The 16,986-nt window shown below is 52.4% G+C and carries 16 protein-coding genes; 8 read left to right on the top strand and 8 right to left on the bottom strand.

Annotated elements, in window-relative coordinates:
- Nucleotides 1-31: 31 nt before the first annotated feature.
- Complete coding sequence (locus FLT43_RS06085; protein WP_087442551.1) at nt 32-748, top strand: cytochrome c biogenesis CcdA family protein; 717 nt, start codon at nt 32-34, stop codon at nt 746-748.
- Nucleotides 749-864: 116 nt separating this feature from the next.
- On the opposite strand, the gene splB is transcribed toward FLT43_RS06085, so the two are convergent.
- Nucleotides 865-1,932, bottom strand: a complete 1,068-nt coding sequence (splB, locus tag FLT43_RS06080; RefSeq protein ID WP_087442552.1) for a spore photoproduct lyase — start codon at nt 1,930-1,932, stop codon at nt 865-867.
- A 212-nt stretch (nt 1,933-2,144) separates the two neighbouring features.
- Here splB and mntR point away from each other — a divergent pair, with 212 nt between their 5' ends.
- The 3 genes from mntR (at nt 2,145) to FLT43_RS06065 (ending at nt 5,388) form a co-directional block, all read left to right on the top strand.
- Complete coding sequence (mntR, locus tag FLT43_RS06075) at nt 2,145-2,573, top strand: transcriptional regulator MntR (protein ID WP_087442553.1); 429 nt, start codon at nt 2,145-2,147, stop codon at nt 2,571-2,573.
- 109 nt (nt 2,574-2,682) lie between these two features.
- Nucleotides 2,683-4,314: a family 10 glycosylhydrolase gene (locus FLT43_RS06070; protein WP_087442554.1), complete on the top strand. Its 1,632-nt coding sequence runs from the start codon at nt 2,683-2,685 to the stop codon at nt 4,312-4,314.
- 96 nt (nt 4,315-4,410) lie between these two features.
- Nucleotides 4,411-5,388: a patatin-like phospholipase family protein gene (locus FLT43_RS06065; RefSeq protein ID WP_087442555.1), complete on the top strand. Its 978-nt coding sequence runs from the start codon at nt 4,411-4,413 to the stop codon at nt 5,386-5,388.
- Nucleotides 5,389-5,492: 104 nt separating this feature from the next.
- Here FLT43_RS06065 and FLT43_RS06060 read toward each other — a convergent pair whose 3' ends face one another.
- The 7 genes from FLT43_RS06060 to FLT43_RS06030 all read right to left on the bottom strand — a co-directional run bounded on the left by FLT43_RS06060 (nt 5,493) and on the right by FLT43_RS06030 (nt 13,761).
- On the bottom strand, nt 5,493-6,746 hold the full coding sequence (locus tag FLT43_RS06060) for a polysaccharide deacetylase family protein (RefSeq protein WP_087442556.1): 1,254 nt from the start codon (nt 6,744-6,746) through the stop codon (nt 5,493-5,495).
- A gap of 183 nt (nt 6,747-6,929) precedes the next feature.
- Nucleotides 6,930-8,090: an acyltransferase gene (locus tag FLT43_RS06055; protein ID WP_087442557.1), complete on the bottom strand. Its 1,161-nt coding sequence runs from the start codon at nt 8,088-8,090 to the stop codon at nt 6,930-6,932.
- Nucleotides 8,091-8,257: 167 nt separating this feature from the next.
- Nucleotides 8,258-9,487 carry a sensor histidine kinase gene (locus tag FLT43_RS06050; protein ID WP_087442558.1) on the bottom strand — a complete coding sequence of 410 codons (1,230 nt, stop codon included), beginning with the start codon at nt 9,485-9,487 and terminating at the stop codon, nt 8,258-8,260.
- A gap of 26 nt (nt 9,488-9,513) precedes the next feature.
- Nucleotides 9,514-10,212, bottom strand: coding sequence for a response regulator transcription factor (locus tag FLT43_RS06045; RefSeq protein WP_087442559.1), 699 nt, complete (start codon nt 10,210-10,212; stop codon nt 9,514-9,516).
- A 193-nt stretch (nt 10,213-10,405) separates the two neighbouring features.
- Nucleotides 10,406-12,154, bottom strand: coding sequence for a stalk domain-containing protein (locus FLT43_RS06040; RefSeq protein WP_087442560.1), 1,749 nt, complete (start codon nt 12,152-12,154; stop codon nt 10,406-10,408).
- Between the two features lie 283 nt (nt 12,155-12,437).
- Nucleotides 12,438-12,761, bottom strand: a complete 324-nt coding sequence (locus FLT43_RS06035; protein WP_087442561.1) for a hypothetical protein — start codon at nt 12,759-12,761, stop codon at nt 12,438-12,440.
- A 49-nt stretch (nt 12,762-12,810) separates the two neighbouring features.
- On the bottom strand, nt 12,811-13,761 hold the full coding sequence (locus FLT43_RS06030; RefSeq protein ID WP_087442675.1) for a DUF1385 domain-containing protein: 951 nt from the start codon (nt 13,759-13,761) through the stop codon (nt 12,811-12,813).
- Between the two features lie 192 nt (nt 13,762-13,953).
- Here FLT43_RS06030 and FLT43_RS06025 point away from each other — a divergent pair, with 192 nt between their 5' ends.
- From FLT43_RS06025 to efp, 4 genes are all read left to right on the top strand, one after another.
- Nucleotides 13,954-14,550 carry a YqhR family membrane protein gene (locus tag FLT43_RS06025; RefSeq protein WP_087442562.1) on the top strand — a complete coding sequence of 199 codons (597 nt, stop codon included), beginning with the start codon at nt 13,954-13,956 and terminating at the stop codon, nt 14,548-14,550.
- A gap of 132 nt (nt 14,551-14,682) precedes the next feature.
- Nucleotides 14,683-15,132, top strand: a complete 450-nt coding sequence (gene aroQ, locus FLT43_RS06020; protein ID WP_087442563.1) for a type II 3-dehydroquinate dehydratase — start codon at nt 14,683-14,685, stop codon at nt 15,130-15,132.
- Between the two features lie 53 nt (nt 15,133-15,185).
- Nucleotides 15,186-16,262 (top strand): M24 family metallopeptidase, encoded by a 1,077-nt coding sequence (locus FLT43_RS06015; protein WP_087442564.1) that lies wholly within the window; start codon nt 15,186-15,188, stop codon nt 16,260-16,262.
- Nucleotides 16,263-16,342: 80 nt separating this feature from the next.
- Nucleotides 16,343-16,900 carry an elongation factor P gene (gene efp / locus FLT43_RS06010; protein WP_087442565.1) on the top strand — a complete coding sequence of 186 codons (558 nt, stop codon included), beginning with the start codon at nt 16,343-16,345 and terminating at the stop codon, nt 16,898-16,900.
- The last annotated feature ends 86 nt before the right edge of the window (nt 16,901-16,986 follow it).

Genomic DNA, 16,986 nt, shown 5'->3' with positions numbered 1-16,986 from the left:
CGGTGTATGAACTAGGGAGGAGGCGGTCAACATGTCGGATGTAACGGTCTGGGTTGCCTTTTGGGCGGGAGTCATATCATTTATTTCCCCGTGCTGCTTGCCGTTGTATCCCACATTCCTTTCAATTATTACGGGCATGTCCGTTAATCAATTGAAAGAAGAACGCAATAAGCGTGTCGTTCGTTGGAAGACGATGACGCATACACTGTTTTTCATTCTTGGGGTCAGCGTCGTATTTTATACGCTGGGGTTAAGCGCGACCTTCCTCGGATCATTCCTGGCGGAATATCGGGATACGGTCCGTCAAGTGTCGGCGATTATCATTATTGCGATGGGTCTGGTCATTATGGGCGTATTCCGCCCGCAGATGCTAATGAAGGAATGGAAGTTCGATGTGTCGCGCAAGGGAGGCTACCTCGGATCGTTTTTGTTCGGGATGGGCTTCTCGGCCGGATGGTCCCCCTGCGTGGGGCCGATTCTCGGCGCAATCTTCACCTTATCGGCTTCTCAGCCGAGCCTTGGCATCGTGATGACGACCGCCTATTGTATCGGGTTCGGGCTGCCGTTTTTCATTCTCTCGTTCTTCATCGGATCGACGCGCTGGCTGCTCCGCTATTCGAACGCCATGATGAAGTTCGGCGGCGCGGTGATGATCATTATGGGCGTGCTGCTGTTTACGGATCATTTGAACCAGATCAATATTTGGCTGCAGCAGATTACGCCGGAATGGCTGAAGCGGCTTACATAGGAGCGGCAACTTCTCATGGAAATGGGACTCGATGCTGCTCATCAGAGAACCGGGCATGTTTTCTCCACAGCGAGACAGGCATGCCCGGTTCATTGTTATCCCCGCCTGGACTCCGGCTACGTGAAATAGAGAACACGGGAAGCAGGGAAGTATTCGCCGATTCGCCCGGTGATGAATTCCTTCAACCGGTTGGCCCGCTCATCCGGATAGACATATTTCCCTTGCCCCCAGCGGCCCCACTTATATTTGCGTTCCGCGATATTCATCTCCAGCTTGCTCTTCGGGTACCGCTTTTCGATGATGGCCTTGGCTGTCTTCGTGAAGCGGTGCTGGATCAACTCGAACGTGATTCGCTCGCTTGCTTCCCGCGGTAAGGCGCCGGCCAACGTCATAATCAGCTTCTCGTACTCATCCTCCCAGCCGTCGTGCCACATTATCGGCGCGATAATGAAGCCAAGCGGATAGCCGGCTTCGGCGATGCGCCGGGCCGCCTCGATCCGCTCCTCGAAGCGCGAGGTGGCCGGCTCGAAGTGGCGAATGACATAATCGCTGTTAATGCTGAAGCGGACATCGGTTCGTCCGCCGTGGCGGAGGGGGAGAAGCGGACCGACGTGATGGTACTTCGTGACGAAGCGAAGCTTGCCGAAGGGCTGATCGGCCATCCGCTCGATCAGTTCGGACAGGCTGCCGGTAATATGCTCGATGCTCAGCGGATCTGAGGTACAGGACGCTTCGAAGCGCGTTATCTCCGGCTTCCGTTCCTCGATGTAGCGCATAGCTGCCGCCCAGATGTCATCCGTGTTGACATATACCCGGATATAGGGCTTGGCGCCAAGCGTCGTCTGCAGATAGCAATAATGGCAGTGGCCGATGCACCCGGTTCCGATCGGAATCGCGTATTCGGCGGAAGGCTTTGATTGATCGAAGGTCAATGTTTTGCGGACGCCGACGACGAGCGTACGCTTCGCAATTCGGTATTTCTCCGTATCGGTAGCCCCCGGCAAGTCCAGAATCCGGTTATGCGAGGTCGTCATCCGGTATTCTATCCCCTGGGACTGGACCCAACCCATAATCTGCTGCCCCTTCGGATATGCAAGCGCCCCCGGCTCGAAATAGACGAGATCGGGGACGAACAGCGTCGTCTCCCGCCGCTTGTCCTGCCGTGTTACGGATTGTGACGCCATTACTCGCCTGTCCCTCCTTTATAGTCGGTTCCTGCCTGCACTGGACAGTATAATCCTTGCAAGCAATCCTCCCCGGTTAGTATGCGTCATTTTCAGGCAGAACCGCTTGGAAAAAGCCGTATTTCCCTGGTATGGTTGAACTTGCTTACATGAACATGGTACACTATCTTATGGATATTGTTAGCGATCGTGAATGAAATGAGGGACGCTTGATGCCTACGCCAAGCATGGAAGATTATTTGGAACGCATTTATAAGTTGATTGATGAGAAAGGGTACGCCCGTGTATCGGATATTGCGGAAGGGCTGGAGGTACATCCATCTTCCGTCACGAAGATGATTCAGAAGCTGGATAAGGATCAATATCTGATCTATGAGAAATACCGCGGGCTCGTGCTGACGAGCAAGGGCAAAAAAATCGGCAAACGGCTTGTAGATCGCCACCATCTGCTCGAGGAATTCCTGGAGATGATCGGCGTGCAGCATGAGAACATCTACACGGATGTGGAAGGAATCGAGCATCACTTGAGCTGGGATTCCATTACGTGCATCGAAGCGCTTGTCGAATATTTCAAGCGTGACCCCGAGCGCATCAGGGATCTTGTCGGCGTACGCGGCGAATTAGAGAACGAATCTTCGTAAAAACATCTGTTTCGAGAGAAACAGATGTTTTGTTTTGTGCGTCTAATAGTGTAGGGCTTGAATAAATGATCAAGTCTGAAATATCAGATGCAAGGGAGAGAGAGGATTCATGACAATCTGGAGACGCCTCCTGTCGGGAACGATGGCGGCGCTGCTGCTCGGGGCCGGATTGGCGGCGCCTGCGAAGGCAGCGGCGGACGACATTACCATTTATTTCGATCAGAAGAGGCTTGTCACGGACGTGGCGCCTTACCTGGTGCCGGGGAAGAACGTAACAATGCTTCCGTTCCGGGCCGTCGGGGAAGCGGTCGGTGCGACGGTAGGCTGGGACAAGAGCAAGCAGGAGGTGGAGTTCCGCAAGGATGACACCGTCATCCAGCTCACAATCGGCAGCGAGACGGCGCTCGTCAATGGAGAGAAGGTGGCGCTGGACGCCGGAGCGCAAATGCGGGATAGCCGGACGATGGTGCCGCTGCGGTTCATCGGGGAGAACACGGGCCTAACCGTCAATTGGAATCAGCAGGATCGCAGGGTGAACCTGTTAACGGGCGAGTCAGGCTCTCAAGGCAATACCGGATCAAATGGCAATACAGGCTCGCAAGGCCATGCAGGAGCGGAAGAAGAAATACATACCGAGGGCTTAAGAGGCACTTGGATTTCCACGGTATATAACATTGACTGGCCGGCCGATCCCCGTAAAGGGGCCAACCCGGAGCAGCAGAAGAAGCAATATTCCGAGATGCTGGACAAGCTGCAAGGCATGGGCTTAAACGCGGTCTTCGTGCAGGTGAGACCGACATCGGACGCCTTCTTCCCTTCGAAGCTTCTTCCGTGGTCGGAATGGCTGACGGGCAAGCAGGGGCAGGACCCCGGCTATGATCCGCTCGCTTATATGATCGAAGAGACCCACCGCCGGGGAATGGAGTTCCATGCCTGGTTCAATCCGTTCCGGATCAGTGTGCAGGGAGACATCGCGAAGCTGGCCGCCGATCATCCGGCGAAGCAGCATCCGGATTGGGTCGTCAAGCATGGCGGCAAGCTGATGTATGATCCGGGCGTGCCGGAAGCGCGCCAGTTCATTGTCGATACGATTATGGAAGTCGTGAACGGATACGATATCGACGGAGTCCATCTGGATGATTATTTCTATCCGTACGGACAGGCTTCCGAGCCTTTCCGTGACGATGCTTCCTACAAAGCGTACAACAAAGTATTCAACAACAAAGGCGACTGGCGCCGCAACAATGTCAATCAGTTCATTGAGCAATTGAATGGAGAAATTAAGGCGAGCAAGGCGAATATCCGCTTCGGGGTCAGCCCGTTCGGGGTATGGCGCAATGCGAGTCTTGATCCGACAGGTTCGAATACGAAGGCCGGCGTGAACACCTATGATGACCTGTACGCCGATACGCGCACCTGGATTAAGCACGGCTGGATTGATTACATCGCGCCGCAAATTTATTGGCATATCGGCCACTCGGCAGCAGACTACAAGACGCTGGTCGACTGGTGGGTGAAGGAGACGGCAGGAACCGGCGTCGATCTGTATATCGGGCATGCCGCTTACAAGCTCGCGGACGCGAAGGAGAAGGACTGGTTCAGCGCCGATGTGCTTATCCGCCAACTGGACTACAACAAGCAGTATGACAGCGTGGCCGGCAGCATTTTCTTCAGCGCGAAGGATTTACTGAACAACACGAAGGATGTGGCTGCGCGGCTGAAGCAGTATTATGAGCAATAAGAATACCGCCATTATATAACCCATCATAACCGCCCCCTACCGCGCATACATAACAGTAATACGATCCCGTATGCGCCGGAAGGGGGTATTCCCTCTATGAAAATAAATGCTGTTTTTGAAGGCGGCGGCGTCAAAGGCATTTCGTTGTCCGGAGCGGTGCAGGCCGCCGAGAACTACGGATTTTCCTTTCATCGCGTAGCCGGAACTTCTTCGGGTGCCGTCGTGGCCGCGCTCATCGCTGCAGGCTACTCGGCGGAAGAGATGCGCCATCTCATGATGGAGATGCCATTCTCCTCCTTTTTGCATAGCGCTCCGATTTTTCAAGTCAAATGGATTGGGCCGGCCATGCGGATGCTGCTGAAAAAAGGTCTGTATTCCGGAGAACGGCTCGAATACTGGATCCATCAGCGGCTGCTGGAAAAAGGGGTTCGGAGCTTCGGGGACATCAAGCCCGGCCGGCTGCGCATTATCGCTTCGGATATTTCCAATGGCCGGCTGCTCGTGCTTCCCGACGATATTAAGCAGTACGGGATCGATCCGAACCGGTTTCTCGTAAGCCGGGCCGTGCGGATGAGCACCAGTATCCCGTATTTTTTTGATCCCGTTATCATCCGTCAGTCCTTCCAATCGGCCATGCGCAAGAGCAAGCCCTTCAATAAGCAGTTCTCCTATATCGTCGATGGAGGCTTGCTGAGCAATTTTCCGCTATGGCTGTTCGATGAGGACGCGGCGGGCGGGGGGAAAAACTGTATTCCGACGATCGGATTCCAGATGGTAGGGAAGAGCGAGAACCAGCCGCACCGGATCTCCGGCCTGCTGTCGATGCTGCAAGCGATTTTCGGCACGATGATGTCCGCTCATGATCAGCGGTATATCGAGAAGCATAATCAGTACCGGACCATCAAAATTCCGACGCTTGGCATCGGCACGACTGATTTCGATCTCACGTTGGAGCAGAGCATGGCGTTATTCAATTCCGGTCTGGAGTCTGGCACCGAGTTCTTTAAGAGCTGGGATTTCGGGAAATATAGAGAGATGTTTCAAGCTTTTCATAGTGTGGTTCATAAAATATAGGCCAATAGCGCTCCACGGTGTATGCGGCAGCGCTATTTTGGTTCGTACTTGAATTCGTGCGTGAAGCCTGCGGTCGAAAAGGCAGGTTGGGACGAATGAACACGTCATGGGGAAGAGACGCCATCACTGCCGGGATCCGCAGGGGAATCCTCCGCCACGGGGGTGGTTTTCAATGCAACGGTATTTTGCGAGTTGTTCCAGTTGATTTCGATACTATACATTTTGCACAGCTCGCGCAGCGGGATCAGTATATCCCCCTCCTCCCGTATCGGCTGCTTTTTTGTAAAGTTGACATTTTTGCCGTTGATCCGGACACGAACCTCGTTATCCTTCTTCTTCTTCGTATACCCGCCTTCGCTAAGCAGCTTGATCAGCTCCTCTGGCGTCTGCTTGATCGTTCCCGCATTGAAACGGAAGGCGTTGCGGTCTTCCCGGCCGGTCATTCCCGGTTTGATAGTGAAGGAGAGCTCAATATTCAGCGTGTCGAGAACACGGAGCACATCTTGGTTATAAGCTCCGTACGGGAACGCGACGATACTGCGCGTGTTCCCCAGCTCTTCCCGGAGCCGCTTCTCGGCGGTGGCCAGGTCGCCGGTAATGCGGCCGATATATTCCTCATCGGTCTCGATTCGATCCTGGTCCTTCAAGTATAGATGGCGGCTCAGCATCGGTTTCTCCTTGCCTGTGGCATTGATTGGGCCCTGGCGATGGGAGTTGTATGTATGGCTATAGAAGCTCATGCCGGCCTGTTTCATTTCCCGCATTTGATCCCAGGACAGCTTCGGCTTGCCCGTCTGGTTGTCTATGCTGGCGACAATGACGAAGTTCGTGGCGGTGTAGCCGAATTTCTGCAAAATGGGAAAGGCGTGCGTATAGAACGTCTCATAGCCGTCATCGAAGGTAAGCAGCACGGCATTATCCGGAATGGCGGCGCCTCCCGTCATAAAGTCAACATATTCATCCATGCTGATGACGTGAAATCCCCGTTCCTTAAGCAGCTTCATCTGCTGCTCGAATTGGTCGACGGGCAGCAAGTGCGGCTTAGTCTTATCCGGTTGGTCGACGAGCTGATGGTACATCAATACGGCAACCTGGTCCGAATAGTAGACAGAAGACGATTCTGGCGGGGCATATTCAACAATTGACATGCCTAATTCCTTCCAGATCTGATCGGAGGATGCCCGGACCATCAGAGTTCCATCATCAATGACAACAGAGACGGGCTTCTCCAACTGTTGTCCATTTATAATGAATGCAACCTCCTTTACGCTTCGGTTCAAGCCGCAGCCTTGCAGCATCACGAATAAAGATAGAAGTGCAAATGCGATTTTTACAGGGTATAATAAGCGGGCTTTCATTAAAAAATCCTCCTTCGTTCATCTCATAATGAGATTGTAGATGGAGGATCTTAATGTTCTTGTAAGGCAAATCTTAACAAACGCTTATCGAACGCGAAACAATTACCATCTTACTTAAGAATTCCTTAATAAGGAAGCCAAAAAAACTCCGCCCCGCATCAGATCGGGACGGAGTATTCAGGGTTAGCCGCTCGCGGCCACGCCCTGTGCAGGCTTGCTCTTCTTCCGTGGTGGCGTGCTCCCGAAGATAAGCCACGACTGAGGCACGAAACGCACTGTCAGCGAGACCGTAATCCAGGACAAGATAAGAGCCGACAAGAATCCGCCGGCATACCACATATGCAAGAGCGGCGATTTCGACGTATGCGGCGGGAAATTACGATAGACGAACAAAAAGAACGGATGAACCAAATAAATGCCGAATGAGATTTCCCCAAGCCGATGCATTCCGTTAACGAGCCACGGCCAAGCGTGACGGCGAAGCAGAAATGCGATCTGAAACGCCATAATCGCGAAGGTATAGGTGTGTACATTCCACAGCAATTCATATAAGAGCGAGTTGTAGTTGGCGCCATACAGCCGTGTCGTATGCCAGATGTACACATGACCGAGTCCGGCGCATAATCCCACTGTCCACAAGGCGATCCAGGACATGACACGCGGCGCAGTCGCATTGTCCCGGCTGATGATGAGCCAGCTCTTCAGCTTCGGATAGTAGATGCCCAGGAAGGCGCCCAGCATGAAGTAGGACATATACGCGAGCGACCAGCTCCCTTTGTTCGGCACCTGAAGCGCGTATTTATTAAGCAGGATGAAGCCCCACTGAATAGCCAGTCCGAGTGGAATGCTCCATTTGGCGATGGCCGGCTTCCGCTTGAAGAGCCACAGGCAAATCGGGAACAGCAGATAGAATTGGATGCTGATGAAGACGAAGTATAGATGCGTATACGCCTTGCCCGTAGCCAGCTGGGTGAAAAATTTGATGAGCGTCTCGTCCAGGGCGCGGTCCCGGTAATGAGTAAAATGCAACATGACGAAGTAAAAGACCGAAAATAAACAATACGGAATGATAATGTACTTTAGCCGTTTTTTGTAGAAATTGCCGATGAGCTTGGAATCCAAAGGCCTCGAAAAGTAATTGTAGAATAGCACGAAGCTGCTCAGAAATAAAAATGTCGGTGTGCCAATCTTCATAAATATATTCATGAAGCTGTACATCCAGTAAAAATTAGACTCCTTCATCTGCAGCGTCGCAAATGACGTCGAGTGAACGGATAGTACGCCAATGATCGCCATCGCGCGCACAAGCTGCACCTCGGACAGCTTTTCACGTCCGGTTGCCATGATGTCATACCTCCCATGCGAAATATCTATAAGAAGATGCTCAAGCAGGCCTCCAATCAGCTCCTGCGGAACATGCCCTATCAACGAGTATAGAATATGTATCTTACGAAAACGGATCAGAAATCCTTATTATTTTCTTAGCAAACGATGAGGAAGGCGCCGGCGGGTCAGGCGCATGGGAAGCGAGTCGTAAATGTCGTCTTGTTGCGATCGCTCGTCACCGAGATTTTCCCGCCGTGAACCTCAATAATGCTCTTCGTAATGGCCAGTCCCAAGCCGGTCCCGCCGGTCTCCTTGGACCGGGACTGCTCCGCCCGATAGAAGCGGTCGAATATATATGGCAGATCCCTCTCCGATATCGGATCGCCGTAATTGGTTATCTTCACATAAATCTGATCCTCTTCTTTGCCGAGCTCAATATCGACATATTTCCCAGCCTTGCCGTATTGGATCGCATTAGAGATGAGATTTTCATACGATCGGACAAGACGGTCTCCATCCGCCATGATGTACAGTGGCTCGGATGGGGCATTGATTCGGCACATCATGCCGGAATTCTCCAGACTCGGCACGAATTCCTCCGCCAGCTGCCGGATGAAGCTGGTCATGTCCAGCTCGGTCAATTCGAGAGGAAGTCCGTTGTTGATGCGCGTGAATTCGAATAGGTCATCGATCAAATATTTTAAGCTTAATGCTTTCTCATATGCAATATTAACATAATACCGCAATTCGACTTCATCGTGGTACCGGTCATTTTCGATTAGCTCCAGGAAGCCGAGAATCGACGTCAGCGGGGTACGCAGGTCATGGGAAACGCCCGTAATTAGATCGTTCTTCGTTTTCTCGGCATTGCGCTCCTCCTGTATCGAGTGATATAGCTGGGCGCTCATATGATTGATGCTCTCGGCGACCAGGCCGAGATCGTTGGCAGGCTTCACTGGAATGACGTGCTCGAATTGCCCCTTGGCGATCTCTTGCAGTCCGTAGGTAATCTCTTGCAAATAGCTGTTCAACTCTTCGGACAACACGTTAATCCGAGAGGCAATCGATCCAATTTCATCCGACGATTTAACTGGGATGGCATAATCGAATTGTCCCTTGGCAATCTCCTGAAGCCCGTATTCTATCTCGTTCAAATAACGAATGAGGGGACGGCTGAACAAAAAATAAAACAGTAGAAACGTTCCAATACCCGTCACGATCATGATCGGTTTAGAGCCGATGTTGTTCACCGCCCAGATGAGCGGTTCGTTGTAAGGAGGCTCTAACAGCAAGTACGAGGCCAGCAAGCGGCCAAGCAGCATGATGAATGCGGTCAGGCTCACGCTCCCCAGGAACACGAGCAGGAACTTCCAGCGGACGGTGCGGATGAGGTTGGCGCTTTTCGGTTTTCCCATTCATGACACTCCTATCGCATCCCGTTTTACAGGGACTCCATCTTGTAGCCAATGCCCCATACGGTCTTAATAAATTTCGGATTTTGACTGTCTTTTTCGATTTTCTCGCGAATTTTACGAATATGGACCATGACGGTGTTTTTGGATTCCATGAACGGTTCGTTCCATACCTCTTGATATATCTTCTCCATGCTCAATACAATTCCCTGATTCACGGCAAGCAGCTTCAGGATTGCGAACTCCCGCGGAGTCAGCTTCACGGGCATATCATCCACAGTCACCGAGTGAGTGGCAAAATTAATGACGAGATCATCGATCTGGATCTCATTCTCGTCCGCCGGGCGCGCCGTATTGAACTGCTTGTAACGGCGGAGCTGGGACTTGACGCGGGCAATGAGGACAAGCGGATTGAACGGCTTGGTAACGTAATCGTCCGCTCCGATACTGAGGCCTGCAATTTTATCGATATCCTGGCTCTTGGCCGAGAGCATAATAATCGGTGTGTTGTTCTGCTCCCGTATTTTCATGCAGGCCTGAATTCCGTCCATCTTCGGCATCATGACATCCAATATAATCAGATCGACCTTATGGTTCTGCAGCAAGTCGAGCGCGACCAGTCCGTTCGGCGCCTTTAGCAGCTCATACCCTTCGTTTTTTAAATAGATTTCCATAAGCTCAATAATTTCTTTTTCATCATCTACCAATAGAATGGTCTCTTTCGGCATCAGACTGACTCCTTTGCAGTGTAGGTACGGTTATGTGATGTGGCCCATGGCCCGCCAGCATGACAGCAGCGGGACATGCTTCAAGACGCCCCGGGCATTCCGCCCGGCAGCGTCTTGAGCGCGCCAATCAACCGAATCATATATTCTCTTTATACTCTATATAGGATGCGCGTAACTGAACGAGAACGCAACCCTATTCTTTTGCTTCCGGTATCGGCAAGAACAACATATGGATCGGAAGATTGCTTCCCGAGGCCAGCACGAAGGTCAGATGGACCGTCTCCTCTTGATCTCCTGTCCGGTGGAGAACCCCGGCTTCTTCCGGATTGATAAGTATGCTTCCGTCCAACATATTTACGACTTTGCCGTTCACGAGGAAGGCGCCTGCATAATGTCCGCCGCGCGCATTCAGCCCGACAAGGGTGTGCGGGGCAACCTGCAGCTCTATATCATAGAGCACCCCGGTGTTCCCGATATTGACCTCCTCAAGGCCGGTGACGCTATCGGAACCTGTCACGAATGTATCGAGATCATTGTCCCCGATAATCATCCGCTGCGGCTTGGCGCCGAGCACTTGATTGACGTGGAACGTGCGGTTACCTTCAGGGAACGTTCCGCGCACATGTTTGCCGTCCCGCTCCAGCACGGGAAGCTCCGGCAGCGCTTCGATCGGATCCTTCTCCGGATTGAGGATGACAACCGAGAATTCAAGTTCTTGATCCGTATGAATTTCGGAATAGGATGTCATGGTCAAGCCGCCCTTCATCGGAGATTTGCTGATCTCTGGCAGGACAACGACCGACTCGCCGGCCGGCACCTTCATCGTCCGGGCCGGTTCGGACTTAGCGAGTGAGTCCAGGAACCGTGATACGGCGGTTTTGCCGCTGGTGGACACATATTTGGTCGGGCCGCCCATTCCGAATGCGTTGAGCGTGACATTGGCATCGGTGGTGCCATGATTCGTCGCCAGCAAGTATACGGAAATATCTTGCTGCGAACGATTCTGATTGTGGATGTTAATCCGGAAGCTTCCCGAGAGCGTATCCCGGTAACCGATGCCTTCCTCCCCATACAGATGCTCCGGACTATTGCTGCGGACGAAGGTCATTGGACTTGTCGTTGTCGTATAAATGACCGGTTCATAGACAAGGACGTCGTTGCGGTCAACCGGAAATTTGCTTCCGGGCTCAGCGTAGAGCATCCCGTGCTCGTACGGGGTATATAGGGAATCATTGGTAACGGTTATCTTATGAGTGATCATATCGCTCTTTCCATGTTCGTTCTCGACCCGAAGCGTAACTTCATGCTCTCCGGGTTCGAAGAAGGCGGGCGCTTTGCCTGTCCAGGTCCGCTTCACGATCTCGCTATGCTCGTCCTCGCTCATATCCTCATACACAATATTTTCGCCCATTCGGTAGACAGTTTTGTCCGTTGTGAACTTGGCGACGGGAGGGGAGGGCTCGGCGATGGCCTCTGTCCAGGAAAGCATATATTCCGAGCCGGACACCTTCAGATCGCTCTCCATAATGTTGGCCCAAGTGCGAAGCGGTATCATTAGGCTGCCCTTCTGGCTGAAAATATCTCCTGCCGATTCCACTGCCGTTCCGTTGACATCAATTGTTTTCGCGCCTGCTTTGAACCGGAGCGTCATGTCTTCTTTGCTGGCTGCCGTTTCCTTGGTATCGGCATCATAGGTTACCGAGAATCCGTAGAGGAGCGCCACGCTCTTCAGGGGAATATACGCCAAGTTGTCCTTTTCGACAACGGGCTGATCGGCGACAACCTCTTGTCCATTATGAGACATCGTGGCTTTATCGGCTGTTAAAGCAAGCACATGGCTTGCATCGGAGGCCTCTGCGGCAGCGAATGGAAATAGTAGCTGCCAAGCCAGAACCGTACTGAATGCGATAAGTTTCAGACTACATGATTTGTTGCGTTTCATCAAGAACACTCCTTCTCTCTTAGGGGATAACATGCGTGTTGGATAGTTGTTAAAAACTTATTCCAGACCCTTTTACGTACAAATAAGGAAGAAGTTGCGCATCCGACAGACGCTTGTGCAGTGAAGGAGGGGAGCCGATTCGGCATCAAAGAAAAGAAGCGTTACGGTCTGATTGTACAGGGAGATGAATCGCAATGCATCAATCTGTCCTTTTATTTAATGGAATATTAATGAAATGTTAAGAAATAAAAAAGGAAGCGCCATGGCGAGCGCTTCCGTTCCGCTACTTCGTATTCTTCTTGTTATCCTTCGGCTTGCTTCCTTCAATGACCCGCAGGTTGGCCTGAGATCGGGGCCGGATCCGCTTAGGCTGCCGGTTCGCGATGCCCTTCACGTTGCCCTTTGCCTTGGCTTCTGTCTGTGCCGACTTCTTGATTTTGGGGGCAGCTGATTTCTTCGGTCCCAGCTTATATAGGAGGAACACCGCTGCAATCAGCACGACGGGAATGAGCAACGATGCTATGCCTCTTTGCAGGGCGGAGTACAGTACGCCAATCCCGGCCAATGCAAGGATTACAGCCAGAGCCCATCTTGGAAATGCGCGCATATCATCATTCCTTTCGCCTGTGGTCTTCTACCGCAGAAGCCGATGCTGCTCAGGAGGCCGCTTTCTTCGCGGTTAACTCCTGATCCAACTCGCGCATTCGGTTGAACGAAGCGATGGATACTTCCACTTGATCGTCGGTCGGCTGCTTCGTCGTCAGCATCTGCAGCCACAAGCCGGGGTAGCCGAGCCAGCGCAGCACGGGAACATCTCTCAGCGCATTGGTCAGGCGGAGGAACTCATAAGCTACGCCCATGACGACAGGGATAAGCAGGAGTCGAGGATAAATCCGTTCCCATAAATTATCATATGGAATGAAGGAGTAAATGACGACACCTACGATGACCGATAAAATGATAAAGCTGCTGCCGCAGCGGTAATGAAGCGTGCTGAACTTCTGTACATTCTTCACCGTCAGCTCCAGCCCTGCTTCATAAGCGCTGATCACCTTATGTTCCGCGCCGTGGTACTGGAACAGTCTTCGTATAATCGGCGTCTTGGCGATTAGCCACAAGTAGGCAAGCAGGAAAATAATTTTAATAATTCCTTCAATCAGCGTATGAATGACCCGATTATCGAATGCTTTTCCGAATAAAAATTGCTCGATGACGACAGGGACGGCGGTAAAGATGACCTTGCTGAAAATAAGCGACAGAACGCCGACGGCTGCGACCCCGATAATCATGACGAGATTCCATTTACCATCGTCTTTGCCTTGTTCGGCCGCCTCCTCTCCTTCTTCATCCTCGGCGTACTTCTCCGCCGCATAAGTCAAGTGCTGATACCCTTTGCCGCTCGCGTCCAGCAGGCTGACGAACCCGCGAATAAAGGGAATCTTCTTCAATGCGGTAAGCCAAGGCTTGTCTTCGCGCGGAACTTCATAAAAAGTGATTTCCTTATTTTTACGGCGGACCGCTGTCACATTGACATGCTTGCCAGCGAACATGACGCCCTCGATAACGGCCTGTCCGCCATAAATTGACCGGTTTTGCTGTTCAGACAAATTCTTCACCATCCTCATGTATTCAAAACAGTTGTTCCGTCAGTACTAATGTATTAGGAATGTTATATTATTGTAACGAATTTCAACACCGTTTTCCACTTCATGATTTCAATGCGGAATTCTGTAATCTCCCTTTCCTGATTGGTGCATACTACCGCATATATTATGTCCGAGGAAAGGAGAGCAATCGAAATGAACGAACGACAAACTCGCATGCAGCAGCAGCGGACGAATCCGTTCTCGTTCGGCGTGGTGACCGGCTTTTTTGCCGGGTTGATATGGGGGGGACTGCATTGGCTCAGCTATATTTTTCACTTTACGATTATCGTGCCCGGTTTTTTGGTCGAGCCGTTTTTCAAGCATGCCTATTTGACAACGGGGTACGGCCAGCTTCTCGGCTTGGGTACATTCATCGTCTTCTCGATTTTGGCGGCGCTGTTGTATGTGCTTGTGCTCCGCAAAGTGCCTGGCCCTTGGGCGGGCGTCGTCTTCGGCCTCGTGTGGTGGGTTATCCTATTCGTTGCACCCGGGCCAATGCTAGGCTTGGTTCCGCCGGTGCGGCATACGACATGGAATACGATATGGACAGAATCGTGCACGATGCTGCTGTGGGGGCTGTTCATCGGCTACACTGTGGCGACGGAGTTCAATGAAGAGCGGGAGCGGGAGCCGCAAGATTCGGAGCAATCCGATGCGTCGGGAGACCGGCAAGATTCGCCGGACAAGGGAGAAAAGGACGGCGGCGGGGATGCATCCGACGACCGCTCGCAGCCTCAGCCTGTCATGTAATTCGTCCGGGTGCCGGAAAGTACGCTTCGAAAGTACCTTCTCCTCTGTGGTTACGCTTCTCATTTGCCGCTTCGTATGTTAAAATACGTGAGGATTCTCATGTAATCGTGTACGGGGAAAGGGGTGTACGGCTTGGCTTCCTATCTGGTATTGAACGGACCGAATCTGAACATGCTCGGCATACGCGAGCCCGGAGTCTATGGAGACGAATCGTTGGCCGCGATAGAGGGCAGGCTGTCGAGGATGGCGGAGGAATGGGGCGTTCAGTTGGAGACCTTCCAGAGCAATCACGAAGGCGAACTGATCGACCGCATTCATGCCGCTTACGGCACGCATGACGGCATCCTAATCAATCCGGGCGCACTGACGCATTACAGCTATGCGCTGCGCGATGCGATTAGCGCCGTAAATATCCCGACAGTTGAAGTCCATATGTCGAACATACATAAAAGGGAAGCCTTCCGGCATGTATCGGTAACCGCACCGGTTGTCCTCGGTCAGATTGCGGGGTTCGGATCGAGGTCCTACGAGTTGGGACTTGTGGCGCTTCACCAGGCTATAACCGATTCGAAGCGGGAATAATCGGGCGGCCCGAATTACGGATTGACAATAGTCCATGTCAGGAGATGATGAGAATGAGTCAACACCGCATTACTCGATTGAGAGCAGCGATGGAAGCTCGCGGCTTGGAAGCACTGTTTGTGGCCAGTGCTGTTAACCGGCGGTATTTGACCGGATTTACCGGTTCTTCAGGCTACGTCTTCATTACAGCCGATCGGGCGGTTCTAATGACGGATTTCCGTTACACGACGCAAGCATCGGATCAGGCGAAGCATATGCAAGTGGTGGAGCACGCGCCGAAAATGACAGACACGCTGAAGCAGCTGCTGTCGGAGGCGGGACTAACCCGTATCGGCTTCGAGCAGGAGCATGTGACGTATTCGACGTATGCCGCATACAGCGAGCAGCTGCAAGGAATCGAGCTGGTTCCGGTCGGCAGACTGGTAGAAGATCTGCGCATGATCAAGGATGCGGAGGAACTGGCGGTAATGAGGGAAGCGGCCCAACTTGCCGACACAACCTTCAGCCACATACTTGGCTTCATCAAGCCTGGTGTGCGGGAGAAGGATCTCGCTTTGGAAATGGAGTTCTTCATGCGCAAGCATGGGGCGACGTCCAGTTCGTTCGATACGATCGTTGCATCCGGGGAGCGCTCGGCTCTTCCGCACGGCGTGGCGAGCGAACGGGTCATTCAAGGCAATGAATTCATCAAATTTGATTTCGGCGCATTGTACAACGGCTACTGTTCCGATCTGACACGGACTGTCGTTCTCGGCACTCCGTCGGATAAACACCGGGACATTTACAATATTGTACTGGAAGCGCAGCTGAATGCGCTGGCTCACATCCGTCCGGGCATGACGGGACGGGAAGCCGACGCGTTGGCGCGCGATATTATCAAGCGCCATGGATATGGCGATCAGTTCGGACACAGCACCGGGCACGGCGTAGGCATGGAAATCCATGAAATGCCTCGTCTTGCTTCTTCGTCCGATGATGTGCTCGCCCCGGGCATGACGGTAACGGTCGAGCCGGGCATCTATTTGCCGGGCTTCGGCGGTGTGCGCATTGAGGATGATATTGTCATTACGGACAGTGGAATTGAGATTATTACTCAATCGACCAAGGAACTGCTCGTATTGGACATGTAGTCGGACAGGATTGGGGAGCATCAGGGATCTACTCCGTCCAAGGAATCTGGGTTGCATAATTGTAGGAGGGAATCAAGCGAATGATATCAGTTAACGATTTTAAGACAGGATTGACAGTTGAAGTGGACGGAGATATTTTTACGGTCCTCGATTTCCAGCATGTGAAGCCGGGCAAAGGCGCCGCGTTTGTGCGCTCCAAGTTGAAAAACCTGCGCAACGGCAACACGGTGGAGAAAACGTTCCGCGCGGGCGAAACGCTTGCGAGGGCGCAAATCGATAACCGCGAAGTACAATACCTGTACAACAGCGGAGATGAATATACGTTCATGGATAATGAGTCCTATGATCAGTTCAATCTGACGAAGGATCAGCTCGAATGGGAACTGAACTTCCTCAAAGACAACATGATCGTTCATATCAGCAGCTACCAAGGCGAGATTATCGGCATCAATCTCCCGAACAGCGTTGAGCTGAAGGTCGTTGAGACAGAGCCGGGCGTCAAGGGCAACACCGCAACGGGCGCAACGAAAAACGCAACCGTGGAAACCGGCCTCAACGTTCAAGTGCCACTGTTCATCAACGAAGGCGACGTCCTTCTGATCGACACGCGCGAAGGTAAATATATTTCCCGCGCATAACATAATACTAGCGAACGGCGGTAATCGCCCGCTCCGAAAGGCAACCCCCCGGAAGCAAGCTCGCTTCCGGGGGGTTGCCTTGCCTT

The sequence above is a fragment of the Paenibacillus thiaminolyticus genome, assembly GCF_007066085.1.
Lineage (GTDB): Bacteria > Bacillota > Bacilli > Paenibacillales > Paenibacillaceae > Paenibacillus_B > Paenibacillus_B thiaminolyticus.
Note: the sequence above shows the minus strand (reverse complement) of the source record. Positions and strands in the feature narration are given on the sequence as shown.

Excerpts from the sequence above, each read along its gene's own strand:
- FLT43_RS06085 (WP_087442551.1), top strand. The coding sequence starts at position 32 with ATGTCGGATGTAACGGTCTGGGTTGCCTTTTGGGCGGGAGTCATATCA.
- splB (WP_087442552.1), bottom strand. The coding sequence starts at position 1,932 with ATGGCGTCACAATCCGTAACACGGCAGGACAAGCGGCGGGAGACGACG.
- mntR (WP_087442553.1), top strand. The coding sequence starts at position 2,145 with ATGCCTACGCCAAGCATGGAAGATTATTTGGAACGCATTTATAAGTTG.
- FLT43_RS06070 (WP_087442554.1), top strand. The coding sequence starts at position 2,683 with ATGACAATCTGGAGACGCCTCCTGTCGGGAACGATGGCGGCGCTGCTG.
- FLT43_RS06065 (WP_087442555.1), top strand. The coding sequence starts at position 4,411 with ATGAAAATAAATGCTGTTTTTGAAGGCGGCGGCGTCAAAGGCATTTCG.
- FLT43_RS06060 (WP_087442556.1), bottom strand. The coding sequence starts at position 6,746 with ATGAAAGCCCGCTTATTATACCCTGTAAAAATCGCATTTGCACTTCTA.
- FLT43_RS06055 (WP_087442557.1), bottom strand. The coding sequence starts at position 8,090 with ATGGCAACCGGACGTGAAAAGCTGTCCGAGGTGCAGCTTGTGCGCGCG.
- FLT43_RS06050 (WP_087442558.1), bottom strand. The coding sequence starts at position 9,487 with ATGGGAAAACCGAAAAGCGCCAACCTCATCCGCACCGTCCGCTGGAAG.
- FLT43_RS06045 (WP_087442559.1), bottom strand. The coding sequence starts at position 10,212 with ATGCCGAAAGAGACCATTCTATTGGTAGATGATGAAAAAGAAATTATT.
- FLT43_RS06040 (WP_087442560.1), bottom strand. The coding sequence starts at position 12,154 with ATGAAACGCAACAAATCATGTAGTCTGAAACTTATCGCATTCAGTACG.
- FLT43_RS06035 (WP_087442561.1), bottom strand. The coding sequence starts at position 12,761 with ATGCGCGCATTTCCAAGATGGGCTCTGGCTGTAATCCTTGCATTGGCC.
- FLT43_RS06025 (WP_087442562.1), top strand. The coding sequence starts at position 13,954 with ATGAACGAACGACAAACTCGCATGCAGCAGCAGCGGACGAATCCGTTC.
- FLT43_RS06015 (WP_087442564.1), top strand. The coding sequence starts at position 15,186 with ATGAGTCAACACCGCATTACTCGATTGAGAGCAGCGATGGAAGCTCGC.
- efp (WP_087442565.1), top strand. The coding sequence starts at position 16,343 with ATGATATCAGTTAACGATTTTAAGACAGGATTGACAGTTGAAGTGGAC.